At 44.9% G+C, this 16,365-nt stretch carries 10 protein-coding genes, 1 tRNA gene, 1 pseudogene and 1 riboswitch; of the genes and pseudogenes, 10 read left to right on the top strand and 2 right to left on the bottom strand.

From position 1 onward, the window contains the following. The first annotated feature begins 107 nt into the window (after positions 1-107). The 5 genes from RIL182_RS19040 to RIL182_RS19020 all read left to right on the top strand — a co-directional run bounded on the left by RIL182_RS19040 (position 108) and on the right by RIL182_RS19020 (position 5,042). Positions 108-1,490 (top strand): alanine/glycine:cation symporter family protein, encoded by a 1,383-nt coding sequence (locus tag RIL182_RS19040; RefSeq protein WP_044999105.1) that lies wholly within the window; start codon positions 108-110, stop codon positions 1,488-1,490. A gap of 30 nt (positions 1,491-1,520) precedes the next feature. Continuing rightward, positions 1,521-2,876 carry a sodium-dependent transporter gene (locus RIL182_RS19035; RefSeq protein ID WP_006857397.1) on the top strand — a complete coding sequence of 452 codons (1,356 nt, stop codon included), beginning with the start codon at positions 1,521-1,523 and terminating at the stop codon, positions 2,874-2,876. A 101-nt stretch (positions 2,877-2,977) separates the two neighbouring features. Continuing rightward, a complete protein-coding gene (locus tag RIL182_RS19030) occupies positions 2,978-3,595 on the top strand; it encodes a DUF4317 family protein (protein ID WP_006857396.1) in 618 nt (205 codons plus the stop codon). A 1-nt stretch (position 3,596) separates the two neighbouring features. Next, positions 3,597-3,755: a hypothetical protein gene (locus RIL182_RS19025; RefSeq protein WP_006857395.1), complete on the top strand. Its 159-nt coding sequence runs from the start codon at positions 3,597-3,599 to the stop codon at positions 3,753-3,755. A 75-nt stretch (positions 3,756-3,830) separates the two neighbouring features. Continuing rightward, positions 3,831-5,042, top strand: a complete 1,212-nt coding sequence (locus RIL182_RS19020) for an HD-GYP domain-containing protein (protein ID WP_006857394.1) — start codon at positions 3,831-3,833, stop codon at positions 5,040-5,042. 148 nt (positions 5,043-5,190) lie between these two features. Here RIL182_RS19020 and RIL182_RS19015 read toward each other — a convergent pair whose 3' ends face one another. Next, positions 5,191-6,972: a methyl-accepting chemotaxis protein gene (locus RIL182_RS19015; RefSeq protein WP_006857393.1), complete on the bottom strand. Its 1,782-nt coding sequence runs from the start codon at positions 6,970-6,972 to the stop codon at positions 5,191-5,193. Positions 6,973-7,157: 185 nt separating this feature from the next. Further along, positions 7,158-7,243: transfer RNA gene (locus tag RIL182_RS19010), tRNA-Ser, on the bottom strand. A 176-nt stretch (positions 7,244-7,419) separates the two neighbouring features. Beyond that, a riboswitch (cobalamin riboswitch) is annotated at positions 7,420-7,604 on the top strand. A gap of 175 nt (positions 7,605-7,779) precedes the next feature. Here RIL182_RS19010 and RIL182_RS19005 point away from each other — a divergent pair. The 5 genes and pseudogenes from RIL182_RS19005 to RIL182_RS18985 all read left to right on the top strand — a co-directional run. Further along, a pseudogene (locus RIL182_RS19005) lies at positions 7,780-9,012 on the top strand (sirohydrochlorin cobaltochelatase); the annotation flags it as partial. 435 nt (positions 9,013-9,447) lie between these two features. Beyond that, positions 9,448-11,079: an ABC transporter substrate-binding protein gene (locus RIL182_RS19000; RefSeq protein ID WP_242655570.1), complete on the top strand. Its 1,632-nt coding sequence runs from the start codon at positions 9,448-9,450 to the stop codon at positions 11,077-11,079. 28 nt (positions 11,080-11,107) lie between these two features. Then, positions 11,108-12,112 carry a FecCD family ABC transporter permease gene (locus tag RIL182_RS18995; RefSeq protein ID WP_006857391.1) on the top strand — a complete coding sequence of 335 codons (1,005 nt, stop codon included), beginning with the start codon at positions 11,108-11,110 and terminating at the stop codon, positions 12,110-12,112. Between the two features lie 6 nt (positions 12,113-12,118). Next, positions 12,119-13,300, top strand: coding sequence for an ABC transporter ATP-binding protein (locus RIL182_RS18990; protein ID WP_006857390.1), 1,182 nt, complete (start codon positions 12,119-12,121; stop codon positions 13,298-13,300). Further along, positions 13,297-16,335, top strand: a complete 3,039-nt coding sequence (locus RIL182_RS18985; protein ID WP_006857389.1) for an AAA domain-containing protein — start codon at positions 13,297-13,299, stop codon at positions 16,333-16,335. The genes RIL182_RS18990 and RIL182_RS18985 overlap by 4 nt, the downstream gene beginning before the upstream one ends. Positions 16,336-16,365 lie beyond the last annotated feature (30 nt).

Genomic DNA, 16,365 nt, shown 5'->3' with positions numbered 1-16,365 from the left:
AATACTTCAACTATATTACATGAAATTATCACTTGTTTATTGCATGAAAGAGACAATCTATAGTATGATAGAGAAAGTACAAACTAAGGATGGAAAAGGTATATACTATGATAGTCTCGGTCATTGAAAAGATCTACGCATTTTTATGGGGAGATCTGATTACGATCCCTTTGCCGCAGGAAAGCAGCATAGGGATTTCTTTACTTGTAATTCTTCTGATTCCGACAGGAATCTATTTTACGATCCGCACAAGATTTTTGCCGGTCAGGCTTTTCCCGGATATGATAAAAGCACTTATGGCAAAAAAGAAAACGAAGGACAGTCTTTCCACATTTCAGACGCTGATCGTCTCGACGGCTACCAGAGTCGGCATGGGAAATCTGGTAGGCGTTGTGGCGGCAATCTCGGCAGGCGGTGCCGGTGCTGTGTTCTGGATGTGGCTGACTGCGCTGATCGGTTCCTCGACCGCATTTGTGGAGGGGACGCTCGCACAGTTACACAAGGAAAAAGATCCTTTGTATGGCGGATATCGCGGAGGTCCCGCATATTATATCCATCATTTCTGTGAAGAAAAATTGAAAAAGAAGAAAAAGCATGTGCTGATCGCGGTACTTTTTGCAATTTCAGGACTGATCTGCTGGTGTGGCATCAGCCAGGTCATCAGCAATTCCGTGGTATCTTCCTTTGAAAATGCATTTGGCATCCCGCCACTCTACACAACGATCGTACTGGTTGCGATCGCAGCGGTGATCGTCCTTCGGAAAAATGCGACGGTAAAAGTGCTTGACGTGGTCGTACCGGTTATGGCGGTCTGCTATTTTGCGATCACGATATTTATTATCCTGAAAAATATTGGAAGCATCCCGGCGGTTTTTGATCGGATTTTTGAGGAGGCGTTTGGGCTAAGACAGGCAGTTTCCGGCGGCTTCGGCGCTGTCCTTATGAACGGCATCAAGCGTGGACTGTTTTCAAACGAAGCCGGTTCCGGCTCTGCTCCTTGTGCAGCCGCAGCAGCCGAATGTGAGACACCGGTCAGCGCCGGACTGACACAGGCACTTGGCGTATTTGTCGACACCATTGTGATCTGCAGTTGCACTGCTATGATCATGCTCACTGCACCGGAAAATATCGTAGCAGGAAAAGAAGGCATGGATCTTCTCCAGTCCGCAATGCGCTATCACCTGGGCGAGTTTGGCGTCATATTCATCGCAGTGACACTGTTTTTATTCAGTTTCTCCACATTCTTAGGCATCCTCTTCTATGCCAGAAGTAACGTCGCCTATTTATTTGGAGATAAATGGATCTTTCAGACCTTGTACAAAATCCTTGCACTGGTTATGCTGTTCATCGGCGGAATCGCTGCCTACACTTTCGTATGGGATCTCGGCGACGTCGGAATCGGTCTGATGACTATCTTCAACACCGGAATATTGTATCTGCTTGGTGGTCAGGCACTTACCGCCCTAAAAGAATTTGAATCCACCAAGTAAAAAATAAAATAGAAACGGAGCAAAATAAAAATGAAACGAGAATCCTTCAAATCCCGCCTGGGCTTTCTGCTCGTAAGCGCCGGCTGCGCCATCGGAATCGGAAACGTCTGGCGATTCCCCTATGTGGCTGGACAAAACGGCGGCGGCATCTTCGTCCTGTTCTACCTGATATTTTTAATAGCAATGGGACTTCCGGTGCTCACCATGGAATTTGCCGTGGGGCGCGCCAGCAGAAAAAGCGCCGTGTTAGGTTATAAAGCACTCGAAAAAGAAGGCAGCAAGTGGCATATTCACGGCTGGATCGCAATGTTTGGCTGCTATATGCTGATGATGTATTACACGACCGTATCAGGCTGGATGGTATCGTATTTCTTTAAATTTTTAAAAGGCGAATTCCAGACCGGCATGACTGCGGACGATACTGCGGCAGTATTTTCTAATCTGCTCGCAGATCCGGGACAGATGGCGTTCTGGATGATACTTACCGTGATACTGGGATTTTTTGTGTGCAGCAGGGGACTGCAGAACGGACTGGAAAAAATAAGCAAGATCATGATGAGCGCGCTGCTGATTCTGATTGTTGTTCTCGCGGTGCACAGTATTACACTGCAGGGTGCAGCAGAAGGCGTGAAGTTTTATCTTGTCCCGAATCTGGACACGGTTGCAGAGACAGGGCTTAAAAATGTGATCACGGCAGCCATGAATCAGGCATTTTTCACACTGAGTCTTGGCGTTGCCGCAATGGAGATCTTCGGAAGTTATATGGGTAAAGATCACTCGCTTGCCGGTGAGGGCGCAAGAATTTGCGGTCTTGACACCTTTGTGGCGATCATGTCTGGACTGATCATTTTCCCGGCATGTTTCAGCTATGGAGTGGAAGTGGATGCCGGACCGAGCCTGATCTTTATCACGCTGCCAAATGTGTTTGTCAATATGTCTGGCGGGCGGATCTGGGGATGTCTGTTTTTCCTTTTCATGACCTTTGCAAGTTTTTCGACGGTCATGGCAGTGTTTGAAAACATTATGTCATTTTGTATGGATATGTTTCACTGGAACAGAAATAAAGCTGCATTTATCAATGGAGTGATCATCCTGTTCGCAAGTCTTCCATGTGTACTGGGTTACAATGTGTGGAGCAGCCTGCATCTGATAGGCGGCCGTGATGTGCTCGACAGTGAGGATTTTATCGTCAGCAACCTGCTTCTTCCGGTCGGTTCACTGATCTATCTGCTGTTTAGCGTAACAAAGTGGGGTTGGGGATTTGATAAATATATTGACGAGGCAAATACGGGAGAGGGCCTTAAGATTTCGAAAAAGTTAAAGCCATATTTCCAGTTTATACTGCCGCTGCTGATCCTGTTTATCCTGATTCAGGGGCTGGTGTAAAAAAGGAAAGTAATTAAGAAAAAATAGTGAAAGAATAGTGAAAAATAGTGTAAAAATAGTGTAAATTTAATGGAATAAATTACGGGAATGAAAGGACCAAAATGATAAATCGCGACGACATGTTAGAACTGACCAGGCGCATGACTCCCGCACGGGCATCCATAGACCGGATCGCAGGCGCATATTTTGACGAAGAGGGATATGTGGATGGAACATTCAATACGCATTTCTTAAAACTGTCTGCATCCGAAAGAGCCAAAAACTTAGAACTTGCCAGGACGGTGCTGATCTCAAAAACAAATGAACAGTTAAGAGAATACCGGATCCCGGAAGAAAAAAGAAAGCCGGGCAGTATCTGGCAGCTCTTTGACGGGATCAGGGAGACAGGTCTGAAAGACGATGCATTCCCGGATCTTTTCTATGAGCTGCTTGGAGAGAAATATCAGCCGGGGTGCCCATATGCGTGTTTTTTGTTCCACGGGAGATACGATGTCCCGGTCAAAGGGACCGATAAGGCATGGCAGGAGGGCTCAGAGGAAGTGTACGAATATCTGATCTGTGTGGTCAGTCCGTTAGAGGGCGAGTATGAGCCGGGCGTGCCGGAGAGCGGATTTTTGTACCCGGCATTTAAGGATCGCAGCACGGCGGGAGAGTATATCAATTTGTATGAGAAAGATGCCGGTCACAGTGAGAGTGTGTGGCAGAAGCTGCTAAAGTGATATGTCAAAAATGGATGAATACATGGTCGTGCTGCCGGAGGCACATCCGCTTTGCGTAAAAGAAAAGATTGAAATTGAAAATCTGGAAAATGAGCCGTTCATGCTGTCAGAGCACGGTGGAAAAACGGCGTTCACCCGCAGAAATAATTTCCTGAAATGAAAAGCAATTCTGTGGTATCAAAAGTGATTTTGGTGTGCTAAGATAGAAAAAAATAAAAAAGAAAGTGAATGGGAAATGGAATTAGACATTATTGGTCTGCTTGGTGCATGCTCTTATGCACTCGACTGTGTCGAAGCGGAACTGACCCATGTTGCGACAAAACATGGAAAAAGAGTTGCATATATGAGCGTATGCACAGCACAAAAAATGGGAATTACAGGAGATGCCCTGCAGGATCTCGCGGCGTGTTCGCTGCTGCACGACAATGCGCTGACGCAGTATATTTATGAGGAATTTCACAATGACCTTACAAAAAATAATACGGAAAATATAACGTCAAAGCAGCTTGGCATCCACTGCATTTACGGGGAGGAAAACTTAAAAATGTACCCGTTTCTGACGGATGTGAAAAATGTGATTTTATATCACCATGAAAATGCTGATGGAAGCGGACCATTTGGAAAAACGTGGGAAGAGATCCCTCTTTTTGCAAGGATCATTCATCTGTGTGATATTTTAGATGCGTTCTGCCGGACGCCGGTATTTGATGATGCCGTGTGGCAGCGCGCGAAAGATTATCTTTTGAAAAATAAAGGGACAAAATTTGATACTGCATGCGTAGATACTTTTTTGGAAGTGTTTGGGCAAGAACATTTTTTGAGTCTTGGAGATGCAGATTTAGAAGAACGGCTGTGGAATATTGTTCCGAGAAAAAAGCGGGATTTAAGCGATGAAATGTGCAAAAATTTTGCCAATCTGTTTGCAAAGATCATCGACTATAAATCCGAATTTACAAGCCGCCATTCACTCGGTGTTGCGGAAAATGCAGCCAGATTATCCAGATATCTCGGTGATGACGAGGAGACGGTGCTGAAAATGTACCTGGCAGGCGCGCTGCACGATATCGGGAAAGCAGCAATCGGAAATGATATCTTAGAAAAACCGGGACGCCTGACGGACGAGGAGTTTTCTAAAATGAAAAATCATGCGGGATACACATATCTGATCTTATCACAGGCAGAAGGAATGGAAGATATCCGTGACTGGGCGGCGCTCCACCATGAAAAACTCGATGGCACCGGGTATCCGTTCGGTAAAACTGCCGACGAGCTAAACAGGCAGGAACGTATCATGGCGTGCATTGATATCTATCAGGCACTGACGGAGAGCAGACCGTATAAATCCGGAATGACGCACGAGGCAGCATGTGAGATATTGGAAAATATGGTGCAAAAGGGATGGATAGACGGTGAGATCACAGAACAGATCAAAAAATGTTTTGCTTAAGAGGAAGCGGCATTGAGCCTGCTCCACTCGTTTTACTGCTGGGGCTGCACGGGTGCAGTTCTGCTTTTTAGTTATAAAAACCGTGCGGATTAAAATTACCGCACGGTTTTTTGGGATTAAATATTAATTTGTATATCGTTCATATGATTTACAGCTTAAACTGTTTCATATCTGCAGAAAGTTTTTCAATATCATCTGCTAAAGCAGATACCAGATCCGAAGATTTACGGACAACGGCATCGAGCTCGGTTGCCATTGCGGAAGTTTCTTCTGTGGAGGATGCATTGTCGGTTGCAAGCTGTGTCAGGGTATCGATACTCTCTGTGACAAGCTCACGCTGAGAATTGACATTCTTGATCTTTCCTGTAATGGTCTGGATGGACGCCATACAGGAATCGAGAGCACCTTTTAAGTCTTCAAACATCTGCTGTGTGCTTTCAAGAGCTGCAACCTGTTCGTCGGAAGCCTCACTCATTTTCTTCATCAGCTCCATAGATTTTTCGGAGTTCTGGCTTAACTCACTAATGATATTGTTGATCTCACTGACCGTCTGCGCAGACTGGGTGGCAAGTCCGCCGATTTCTTCTGCAACAACCGCGAATCCACGTCCGGCTTCACCGGCTCTTGCTGCCTCAATGGAAGCATTTAAGGAAAGCAGGTTGGTCTGGGATGCAATTTCGCTGATCAGGGTAGCTGCCTGACTGATCTTGTTGACGGAATCATTTGTCTGGGCAGTCTGGTTATACATAGAATCAATATCAGTCTTGGTTGTAGAATTGACATCAATCAGTCTGTGTAAAGTTTCCATGGACTTATTGGAACGATCCTGCATCAGCTGTGCATTCTGATCAAGGGATTCCATTTCTGAGGAAGTATCTGCGATGCCATCGGCAATCTCAGCAATATTTTCAGAGGCACTTGAAGTTGATGCTGCCTGAGAGTTACTGTTTTGGGCAATTTCATTGATTGCAGTCGAAACGTTCTGGATAGATTCGTTCATGCTGTCAAAATTCTTTTTGAAATCCGAAACGGCGGACTGTAAATGAGAGGAAACTCCATCAATGTTGGAGATAAGTCCGACAACCTCCTGCTGTGCAAGATCAAGTGCACCGGCTGTTTTTCCAAGTTCATTTTTACTTGAAACATTGACTCCGGTAGTCAGGTCTCCGGTCGACATCCTGTTTGCAAAATTCTGAATCTCGATCAAAGGTTTGCAGATCGTATTACCGAAAATACGGGAAGCAATGAATACGATAACTGTAAAAATCAGATCAATTATGATTATGACTGTGATCATAGTATGGTATTTCGCCTGAACTTCGTTTTTGGAACTATTCATTTCCGCTTCCATATCATCTACATAGTTACCGGTGGAAACAACCCAGTTCCATGGGGTAAAGATTTGAGAGTACGCGATCTTTGGTGCTACGGTAACACCGTCGGCTTTCGTAAAATAAAATTCATTGAAGCCGCCGCCGTCAGAACCGGTCGAGACTTTCATGATCTCCTGAATGATCTTGACGCCATTCTGATCTGTCAGATCGTAACGGTTATTACCTTCCTGATCGGTTAAGATCGGATGCATAATGAGGTTGTAGTCGGTATCATCGATCCAGAAATAGCCGCTTCCATCATCCCTGTAACGCATGTTGCGGACGATCTCTGCTGCTTCTTTTTTTGCTTCGTCTTCAGTCAGATCACCGTTTTGGGATTTGTCGTATTCTGCCTGTAAAATAGCGATGACAGACTGTACCTGACTTTTGATCTCAGTATTGTACCCATCTAACCTGGCATTTTCATAATTCTTGTTTGCCGTGGAAGTCATAGTGCTGATATTTGAAATTGAAATACCGCCAATGACTATGACAGATACAAGAACAATCATAAGACACATTAGTGTCAGTGAATTTTTTACGCTTTTGCTTTTCATGGATATCAAGCTCCCTTTCCTATAGGTTAATTACACTTATTTTACTATTTTTTGACAAAAAATGGTAGACATAAATTACGAAAAAATATAGTACTTTAGAAGCAAAATTATGAGAAATAACGAAAAAGTGTCAAAAGAAAAAGGAAACACGAATATAAAGCAAATTGTGTTTCCTTTTGGAAGAGCGGAGACGGAGGGATTCGAACCCTCGTGCCCCGGAGGGCTAACGCATTTCGAGTGCGCCCCGTTATGACCACTTCGATACGTCTCCAGATATGTTTTTGCAAATACTTGATTAGTATACCATATTTTGAATGATTTGCAAGAGAAAAGTGGTTGTTGTAAATAGGGAGTGGATATGCTAGTATATTAAAAGTTTCATAGAGAAGATAATTGGTGCCGGCTGTTTTTATCCGGGAAATGGAGCAGTACATAAAGTACAGTATATTTTTCATATTAAAAATAGGTCGGTTAAAAGGGAAACAGGTGCGATTCCTGTACGATCTCGTCACTGTGATTAGGGAGTGCAGATTCCAAAGATAAGTCACTGATGTACTTTGCAGTATGTTGGGAAGGCGGAATCTGTGTGATGATCTTTCAGCCAGGAAACCTGCCAGTTGTCTGGTACAGGGAAATATTTCCCGGATCACGAGTAATTGGTCGTACCGTAAATGTAGGCTGTCAGATTGTCAGCTTATTTATGCAGACTTATTACTCCGCCCTCAAATAAGGCGGAGTGTTTCTTTGTGTGGAAAAATTCCATTGTGTACTATGAACGATACATTATATTATAATAAGGAGAGCATTATGAAGAAAAGAACTATCGCGTTACTTACCACATTAGCGCTTGCAACAGGTATGGTCGCCGGATGCGGAAGCAACACAGCAGCAACAGACACAGCAAAAACCTCTGAGACAGTATCTTCAGAGAAAACAGAGGCAACAGAAACCGTAGAGAGCACGGAAGTTGACGATCAGGCGGCAGCCGATCACGTCGCAGAACTGATCGATGCGATCTATGTTCAGACAAGAAATGATGATACGGACTCACAGTGTGCAGAGGCAAAAGAGGCATGGGATGCATTGACAGATGCACAGAAGGAATTAGTTTCCGGCGAGAACGCAGATCCGGATTATTTCGGAAGAGATACAGGAGATGCCTCAAAGGATGATCCGTTAAATGAAGATAATATTGGAGAAAATGAACTTCTTGTAGTAAGTTTTGGTACCTCATTTAACGACAGTCGTGCCGAGGATATCAGTGGAATCGAAAAAGCACTGGAAGCAGCATATCCGGACTGGTCTGTAAGAAGAGCATTTACCGCACAGATCATCATCAACCATGTACAGGCAAGAGATGACGAAAAGATTGATAATGTGGATCAGGCATTAGAGAGAGCTGTTGACAACGGAGTAAAAAATCTTGTTGTTCAGCCGACACACTTAATGCATGGTGCAGAGTATGACGAGCTGGTAGAGACACTTGACAATTATAAAGACAAATTTGAGACAGTTACCGTTGCAGAGCCAATGCTTGGTGAAGTAGGATCTGATGCAACTGTGATCAATGAGGATAAGGCAAAAGTTGCAGAAGCAATTACAGCAGAGGCAGTAAAGACAGCAGGATATGATTCTTTAGATGCAGCAAAAGAAGATGGTACAGCATTCGTATTTATGGGACATGGAACTTCTCATTCTGCAAAGGTAAGCTACAGCCAGATGGCAGCACAGATGAAAGATCTTTCCTATGATAATGTATTTATCGGAACTGTTGAGGGTGAACCGGAAGAGACAGCATGTGAAAATGTGATTGAGGCAGTAAAAGAAGCCGGTTATACAAAAGTTGTTTTAAGACCTCTTATGGTTGTTGCAGGAGATCATGCAAACAACGATATGGCAGGCGACGACGAAGATTCCTGGAAGAGCCAGTTCACAGCAAGTGGATATTTTGACAGCGTTGATACACAGATTTCAGGACTTGGAAGAATCGAAGCAATCCAGCAGATCTATATTGATCATACAAAAGATGCAATTGATTCCCTTGGAAACCTTGAGTCAGCATCCACCACAGAGAGTACCGTTGGTACTCTCGAGGATGGTGTTTACACCGCAAAGTTTGATACAGACAGCAGCATGTTTCATGTAAATGAGGCAGATGAGGGACGTGGTATCCTTACCGTAGAAAACGGAAAAATGACGATCCATATCAGCCTTGTTTCAAAAAAAATTGTAAATCTGTTTGTCGGAACAGCAGATGATGCGAAAAAAGACGGTGCTGATATTTTAGAGCCGACAACGGATACTGTAAAATACAGTGATGGAACCACCGACGAGGTATATGGTTTTGATGTGCCGGTAGAAGCATTAGATGAAGAATTTGATCTTGCAATCCTCGGCACAAAAGGCGAGTGGTACGATCACAAAGTAAGCGTTTCTGATCCGCAGGAGACAGATAACTAATAAATGGAGATTTGTATGAATAAAAAGAGAGTGACCGCAGTAATCTTATCCGCAATGATGTGCATGCAGATATTCACGGGATGCGGTGCAAAAAATAATGCCGCTGCAGTAGAAGGCGGGGCTGGTCAGACAGCTGCGGAAAGTGTACAGGGAGAGGCAGGTACAGCCACAGAGAAAAATGCACAGGCAGCAGAAGAAAATGTGCAGGGAACTGCAGATCAGGATGGAACGGAAGAAAGCATGACTGGAAATGATGCCGCAGAACAGGCAGACGGCACAGAAGTCTCAGTTCCTGAGGATGGCGAATATACGGTGGAAGTCACATTAGAAGGCGGCAGCGGAAAAGCAACTGTGGATTCACAGGCGAAAGTTACTGTGAAGGATGGAGTGGCATATGCGACGATCACATGGAGCAGTACGCATTACGATTACATGATCGTGAACGGGGAGAAATATCTCAATGAAAATGAAGGTGGAAACTCTACATTCACATTTCCAATTGATGGAATCCCATGTGAGATGGATGTGATCGGTGATACGACGGCAATGAGTACGCCGCATGAGATTGATTACACCCTGACTTTTCAATTTCCGGAAACGGCAGGTTTTAAAGACTTAGACTGCAATGGGCGTATGGAGTTATCCTGCGCCGACCAGTTTGAAGTAGAACAATATGGTGCTTATAAGCTGATTACGATCGTGGATAACGGTCGTTTTTTGCTTGTGCCAAAAGGTGTCAAAGTGCCGGCGGATGTTCCGGCAGATGTGACAGTTTTACAACAGCCGCTTGAAAATGTATATCTGGTGTCGAGTGCGGTGATGGATTTAGTCTGCCAGATCGGTGCTGTCTCCGATCTGAAATATACAGGAGTAAAAGAAAAAGACTGGTATGTAAAAGAGGCGGCAGATGCGATGGCAGCGGGAAATCTGATCTATGCCGGGAAATACAGTGCGCCTGACTATGAACTTTTACTTTCCGGTGGATGCACGTTTGCGATTGAAAATACGATGATCACGCACAACCCGGAAGTGAAAGAAAAATTAGAAGAACTTGGGATCAAGGTCATGATCGAGCGCTCCAGCTATGAAAAGCACCCGCTTGGAAGACTCGAATGGATAAAGCTTTTTGGCGTTTTGTTCGGGAGAGAACAGCAGGCCAAAGCGTTTTTTGATGCGCAGGCAGCACATATTGAGCCGATTTTGGAAAAAGAAAAAACGGGGCTGTCGGTAGCATTTTTTGCAGTTGCATCGGATGGAACGATTACGGTACGAAAACCAAATGATTATGTATCATCAATGATCGAACTTGCGGGGGGCACTTATTCCTTAAATGGTTATGTCCCGGAAGAGGAAAATGCACTCTCCACATTAAAAATGCAGATGGAAGATTTCTATGCGGCCGAAAAAGATGCTGACATTCTCATTTACAATGGTACAATAGAGGGAGAACTGACATCGATCGATGAACTGGTACAGAAAAACAGTCTGTTTGCCGACTTTAAAGCAGTAAAATCAGGACAGGTCTACACAACCGGAAGCAATTTTTACCAGCAGACCAGTGGAACCTGTGATTTCATTGAGGATCTCAATAAGGTACTGAATGGGGAAACGGATGCAGAGTACCGGTTTTTGAAGAAAATCAACTGACAGGAATTCATATAAACCAGAGGAAATCATGAAAAAACGTTATATCATCTCTTTTGTTGTTGCAATTATCATATTATCGGTATTGTTTTTATGGAATGTCGGGGCGGGAAGTGTGGACATATCCACATCGGATCTGTTTGCAATCCTTGCGGGAAGTGGAAAAGATGAGACATTTTCACAGATTGTGTGGAAAATCAGACTGCCGCGCATCCTTGCTGCGATCTTGTTAGGAGGAGCACTGTCAGTGTCGGGATTTTTACTCCAGAGCTTTTTCCAGAATCCGATTGCAGGACCGTATGTGCTTGGAATTTCATCCGGCGCAAAACTGGTGGTGGCACTTACCATGATTTTCCTGCTGGAAAAAGGCATTATGATCAGTTCCTTTGGCATGGTTATGGCTGCGTTTGTGGGTTCCATGCTTGCCATGGGATTCGTGCTTTTAATTTCATTTCGCGTGTCAAAAATGTCGCTGCTGGTGGTCTGTGGGATCATGATCGGTTATATCTGTTCCGCCATCACGGACTTTGGCGTCACATTTGCCAGCGATTCGAATATCGTCAATCTTCACAACTGGTCGATGGGAAGTTTTTCCGGCATGACATGGGAAAATATAAAAATGATCGTCGTGATCGTCGGTGCAGCAGTGCTTGTGACTTTTTGTCTGGCAAAACCGATCGGGGCATATCAGATGGGGGAGGCATATGCCAGAAATATAGGTGTCAATGTAAAAGTGTTGAGGGTCACGATGATTCTTTTATCAAGCCTTCTGTCTGCCTGCGTGACGGCATTTGCGGGACCGATCTCCTTTGTCGGAATTGCAGTGCCGCATCTGGTGAGGATGGCGACAAAAACAGCGCGCCCGATTATCCTGATTCCGGGGTGTTTTTTGTGTGGTGCAGTTGTGACACTTTTTTGTGACGGAATTGCAAGAACCGTGTTTGCGCCGACGGAAATCAGTATCAGCTCGGTTACGGCACTGTTTCTGGTGCCGGTCGTGATCGCAGCAATGTTGAGAAAACAGGAGGGGAGGTAGTTATATATGCAGGAGATCCGCACAGAGCATCTGACTGTCGGCTATGATAAAACACCTTTGATCGGGGATGTGAATCTTTCTGTCCGGCCGGGGGAGATACTGACACTGATCGGGCCGAATGGTTCCGGAAAATCCACGATCTTAAAGACGATTACAAAGCAGTTAAAGAAACTGGATGGAACCGTATTTTTGGGCGAAGCATCCATGGATGAATTAAAAGACAGCCAGATTTCCAGACGATTGTCCATGGTCATGACAGAACGCCTCCGCACGGAGCTGATGAGCGGCAGGGAAGTGGTTGCCTCCGGGCGTTATCCTTATACGGGAAGATTTGGCATCCTGTCAAAAGAGGACTGGGCAAAAGTGGATGAGGCGATCGCGCTTGTCCATGCAGGTGAAGTGCAGGATCAGGATTTCATGAAGATCAGCGACGGACAGCGCCAGCGTCTGATGCTTGCGCGGGCAATCTGTCAGGATACAAAAATCCTGATCTTAGACGAGCCAACCTCCTATCTGGATATGGGCTTTAAGATGGATATACTTACAAATATCCGCATGCTTGCAAGAGATAAAAAGATGGCGGTCATTATGTCACTACATGAGCTTGACCTTGCGCAGAAAGTTTCCGATACGGTCGCCTGTGTCAGAGGCGACCGCATCGACCGCATCGGCACACCGGAGAAGATTTTTGCCGGAAATTATGTGCAGGAATTATACGGGGTGGCGGATCAGAGTTTTGATCCGGTGACGGGGCAGATTTTTTTGTGCACGGGACATGAGAAGGCAGTTGTTTCGAGAGATTTTAGTGCAGAGAATTGCTCTGGCAAAAATTTTGGATGTGGTAAGAAGAATCCAGATCCGGTCAGTTCACAGATTTTTGTGATCGGCGGTGCGGGCAGCGGCATCCCGGTATACAACAGGCTGTGGCGCGAAAACATTCCGTTTGCAGCGGGAATCCTGCAGGAAAATGATGTAGAGTACAAGGCAGCAGTGGCACTTGCTTCAGAAGTTGTGGCAGAAAAGGCATTTTACCCGGTTGGACAGGATAAGGTGCAGGCGGCAAAGCGGCTGATCGATAGCTGTAAAAAATGTATTTGTGCGGTAGAAGAGTTTGGACCGTTAAATGAAGCGAACCGGGAGCTGGCGGAGTATGCGAGGAGGATTGGGAAGACTGGCAAAAACATATGAACAGTATACACAGAGATATCTTCAAAGCTATCCACGAAGGAAAATGGCTGAAAATTGAATATCTGAACAAAGAGGGCAGGCACACGAACTACTGGATCGGAATCCGGGACTTAGACCCACGGAACAAGACTTTAAAAGTGGACGGACTTCATCTCAACCGGTGCTCGATTGAGGGATACGATAAGATCTATATCGATTCCATCCTCTCGACCGAGATCGTGGAAGGCTCGTACTGCCCGGAGAATGAGCGGCTGATCGAAGATATCGCGCTGCACCCGGAACGCTACCAGAACCTTTTTGCAAACACGGCAAATTTAAAAATACTGAATTATCTGGAAATGTGCAGCAAACTGGATGCCACGCCGTATACGACCGATTATGAACTGGTGCGCTATATCGACGGAGATCAGGTGCGTGACGGGGAGTACCAGTTGTCGGAGGAACAGTTTAAAGAGATCGTGACAAATTTTCAGCGGCGCATGAACCGGGGCACGAAACAGGGGAAAACGCTTCATATTCAAAAGCTGGCACTAAATATTTTAAGTATCCATACAAAAAATGGATTGTATGTGCTGGCATACCGGAATCTGAATCTGGATGTAAAAAACAAGGCATTTAAACCGGATGAAGATATCACGATCTGCACGCAGTTTACCATAGGGGGAGAGCAGGAAAATATCCGAAGGTATTTAGATGCGGATGAATATGAGCTGTTATCCGATTTTGAAAAAAATCTTGAAAAAATAAAAGATGCGATTACAGAAAAAAACGGTGCACGGGCGGTTGTGGATGACATGCCCTATGTCATCGGACTTGGCATGGACTGTGCATTAAATCTGCATGAAGAGTATAAGGCGATTCTTGACATGTACGAAAAAGAGCAGGTGACTTTTCCAATCCGGGCATTTTTCGGCGATCTTTTGGAACGTCCGCGAAGAACGAAGGCATATCCGATCGCACTGTTAAACCAGAACATCAATCTTGACCAGCTTCTTGCAATTAACAATGCCATGAAATATCCGCTTGCCTATATTCAGGGACCACCGGGAACCGGCAAGACGAATACGATCTTAAACACGATCGTGACGGCATTTTTTAACAATATGACGGTACTGTTTGCGTCTTACAACAATGTACCCATAAACAATGTATTTGAAAAATTAAGTTCCCTGACTTATAAGGGAAAACGGGTCGCATTTCCGGTACTGCGCCTTGGAAATCAGGAAAAAGTAAAAGAATGTATCTGTTACATCAACCAGCTGCGGAGAGAGGTGCATGGCATTAAAGTATTTTCTTCCACGTTAGATCGTCGAAAAGGTGATAGAATTGACCGGGCGAAACAGCTTTCCGGCAGGTTAAAGGAATATGAGGAAGTCTTAGACCTGACGGAGCGCAAAGAAACGTTAACGCAGGTCATGGAGTATCAGGAACGGATGAAAAATGTGGCGACGCTCTTTCATTTCCATACGGATCTGCAGGGGCGTCAGCTGCGGAATCTGGATGAAAAAATCCAGAAGATCGGTGAGATATCTGAGCGGGATGCAATGGCTCTATTAGACCGCAATGAGGATGAATTTTACAGTTATCTGTATTATACCTCCGCAAAATACATCAAGGAGCTGGAAAGTAACAGGTTTCAGGATTTACGGAAAATTTTAGATGATGATGAAGATGTGAATGAGCAGGCAGCAGCATTTAACAAGTATCTGCAGAAATCGGAGAATGTAAAGAAGCTGCAGAAGGTATTTCCAATCATGATAACGACCTGCATTTCTTCCCATAAACTGGGTGAACCGGAACCGCTGTTTGACATGACAATCATGGATGAGGCGAGCCAGTGCAATGTTGCGGTCTCACTTGTGCCAATCATCCGGGGTGAAAAACTGATGCTGGTGGGAGATCCGCAGCAGTTAAAGCCGGTTATTTTATTGGACGAACTCACGAACCGGAAACTGCGCAGAAAATACCATGTTGCGGATGAATATGATTACCGCGAAAATTCCATTTATAAGACATATCTTGCCTGTGATGCGGTCAGCGATGAGATACTTTTGCGAAATCATTACCGCTGTAATAAAAAAATCATAGACTTTAACAATAAAAAATATTATAACTCCAAACTTCAGGTGCAGTCTGACAGCAGGGAAAGACAGCCGCTTGTCTATGTCAATGTGGATGGCGGGCCAGGTGACATGAAGAATACCTCTCCGGCAGAGGTGGAGGAGATCATGCGCTATGCGGGGGAAAATCCTGATAAAAGTATTGCTGTCATCACACCGTTTGTGAATCAGCGGATACTGATCGAGCGAGGGATCAAAGAAAACGGATTTGAGCATGTCGTGTGCGGAACGGTACATGCATTTCAGGGAGACGAAAAGGATGTGGTGCTGTTTTCCACGGCGTTAAGCGACCGGACTGGAAAGGGAACTTATGACTGGCTCAAAAATAATAAGGAACTGATCAATGTTGCAACGTCGCGGGCGAAGGACAAGCTGATCCTTCTTGCGGACGGGAAAGAATTGGAGCGCCTTCATCAGGGAAATGAGGATGATGATCTGTACGAGCTGGTGCAGTATGTGAAAATGAACGGGGAATCCAAAATTACGGAAAAGCATATCAGTTCGAGAGCACTTGGAATCCAGCCGTTTTCCACGGAAACAGAAGCGGCATTTATGAAAAACCTGACACATGCGCTGGAAAATATCTGGCTCACCCGGAATAAATATACGATCCACAAAGAGGTTGCCATATCCCAGGTGTTCCGGGATAATGTCACTTATGATAATCTGTTTTATATGGGAAGATTCGACTTTGTTGTCTATGAAAAGAGGGGAAAAAGCGAGCTGCCCGTTTTTGCGATCGAACTCGACGGCAAGGAGCATTTTGAGGATGAAGTGGTACGGGAGCGGGACAGACAGAAAAATGAGATCTGTAAGGCGCACCATATGCAGATCATCCGTGTGGAAAACTCTTATGCAAGACGCTATCACTACATCAAGGAAATTTTGAATGACTATTTTGCGAAGGCACGTTAAAAATTTTGCGTTCAAACATCCGGCAAAAAG

The organism is Roseburia intestinalis L1-82, from assembly GCF_900537995.1.
Taxonomy (GTDB): Bacteria; Bacillota; Clostridia; order Lachnospirales; family Lachnospiraceae; genus Roseburia; species Roseburia intestinalis.
Note: the sequence above shows the minus strand (reverse complement) of the source record. Positions and strands in the feature narration are given on the sequence as shown.

Excerpts from the sequence above, each read along its gene's own strand:
- RIL182_RS19015 (WP_006857393.1), bottom strand. The coding sequence starts at position 6,972 with ATGAAAAGCAAAAGCGTAAAAAATTCACTGACACTAATGTGTCTTATG.
- RIL182_RS19020 (WP_006857394.1), top strand. The coding sequence starts at position 3,831 with ATGGAATTAGACATTATTGGTCTGCTTGGTGCATGCTCTTATGCACTC.
- RIL182_RS19035 (WP_006857397.1), top strand. The coding sequence starts at position 1,521 with ATGAAACGAGAATCCTTCAAATCCCGCCTGGGCTTTCTGCTCGTAAGC.
- RIL182_RS19040 (WP_044999105.1), top strand. The coding sequence starts at position 108 with ATGATAGTCTCGGTCATTGAAAAGATCTACGCATTTTTATGGGGAGAT.
- RIL182_RS18995 (WP_006857391.1), top strand. The coding sequence starts at position 11,108 with ATGAAAAAACGTTATATCATCTCTTTTGTTGTTGCAATTATCATATTA.
- RIL182_RS19030 (WP_006857396.1), top strand. The coding sequence starts at position 2,978 with ATGATAAATCGCGACGACATGTTAGAACTGACCAGGCGCATGACTCCC.
- RIL182_RS18990 (WP_006857390.1), top strand. The coding sequence starts at position 12,119 with ATGCAGGAGATCCGCACAGAGCATCTGACTGTCGGCTATGATAAAACA.
- RIL182_RS19025 (WP_006857395.1), top strand. The coding sequence starts at position 3,597 with ATGTCAAAAATGGATGAATACATGGTCGTGCTGCCGGAGGCACATCCG.
- RIL182_RS18985 (WP_006857389.1), top strand. The coding sequence starts at position 13,297 with ATGAACAGTATACACAGAGATATCTTCAAAGCTATCCACGAAGGAAAA.
- RIL182_RS19000 (WP_242655570.1), top strand. The coding sequence starts at position 9,448 with ATGAATAAAAAGAGAGTGACCGCAGTAATCTTATCCGCAATGATGTGC.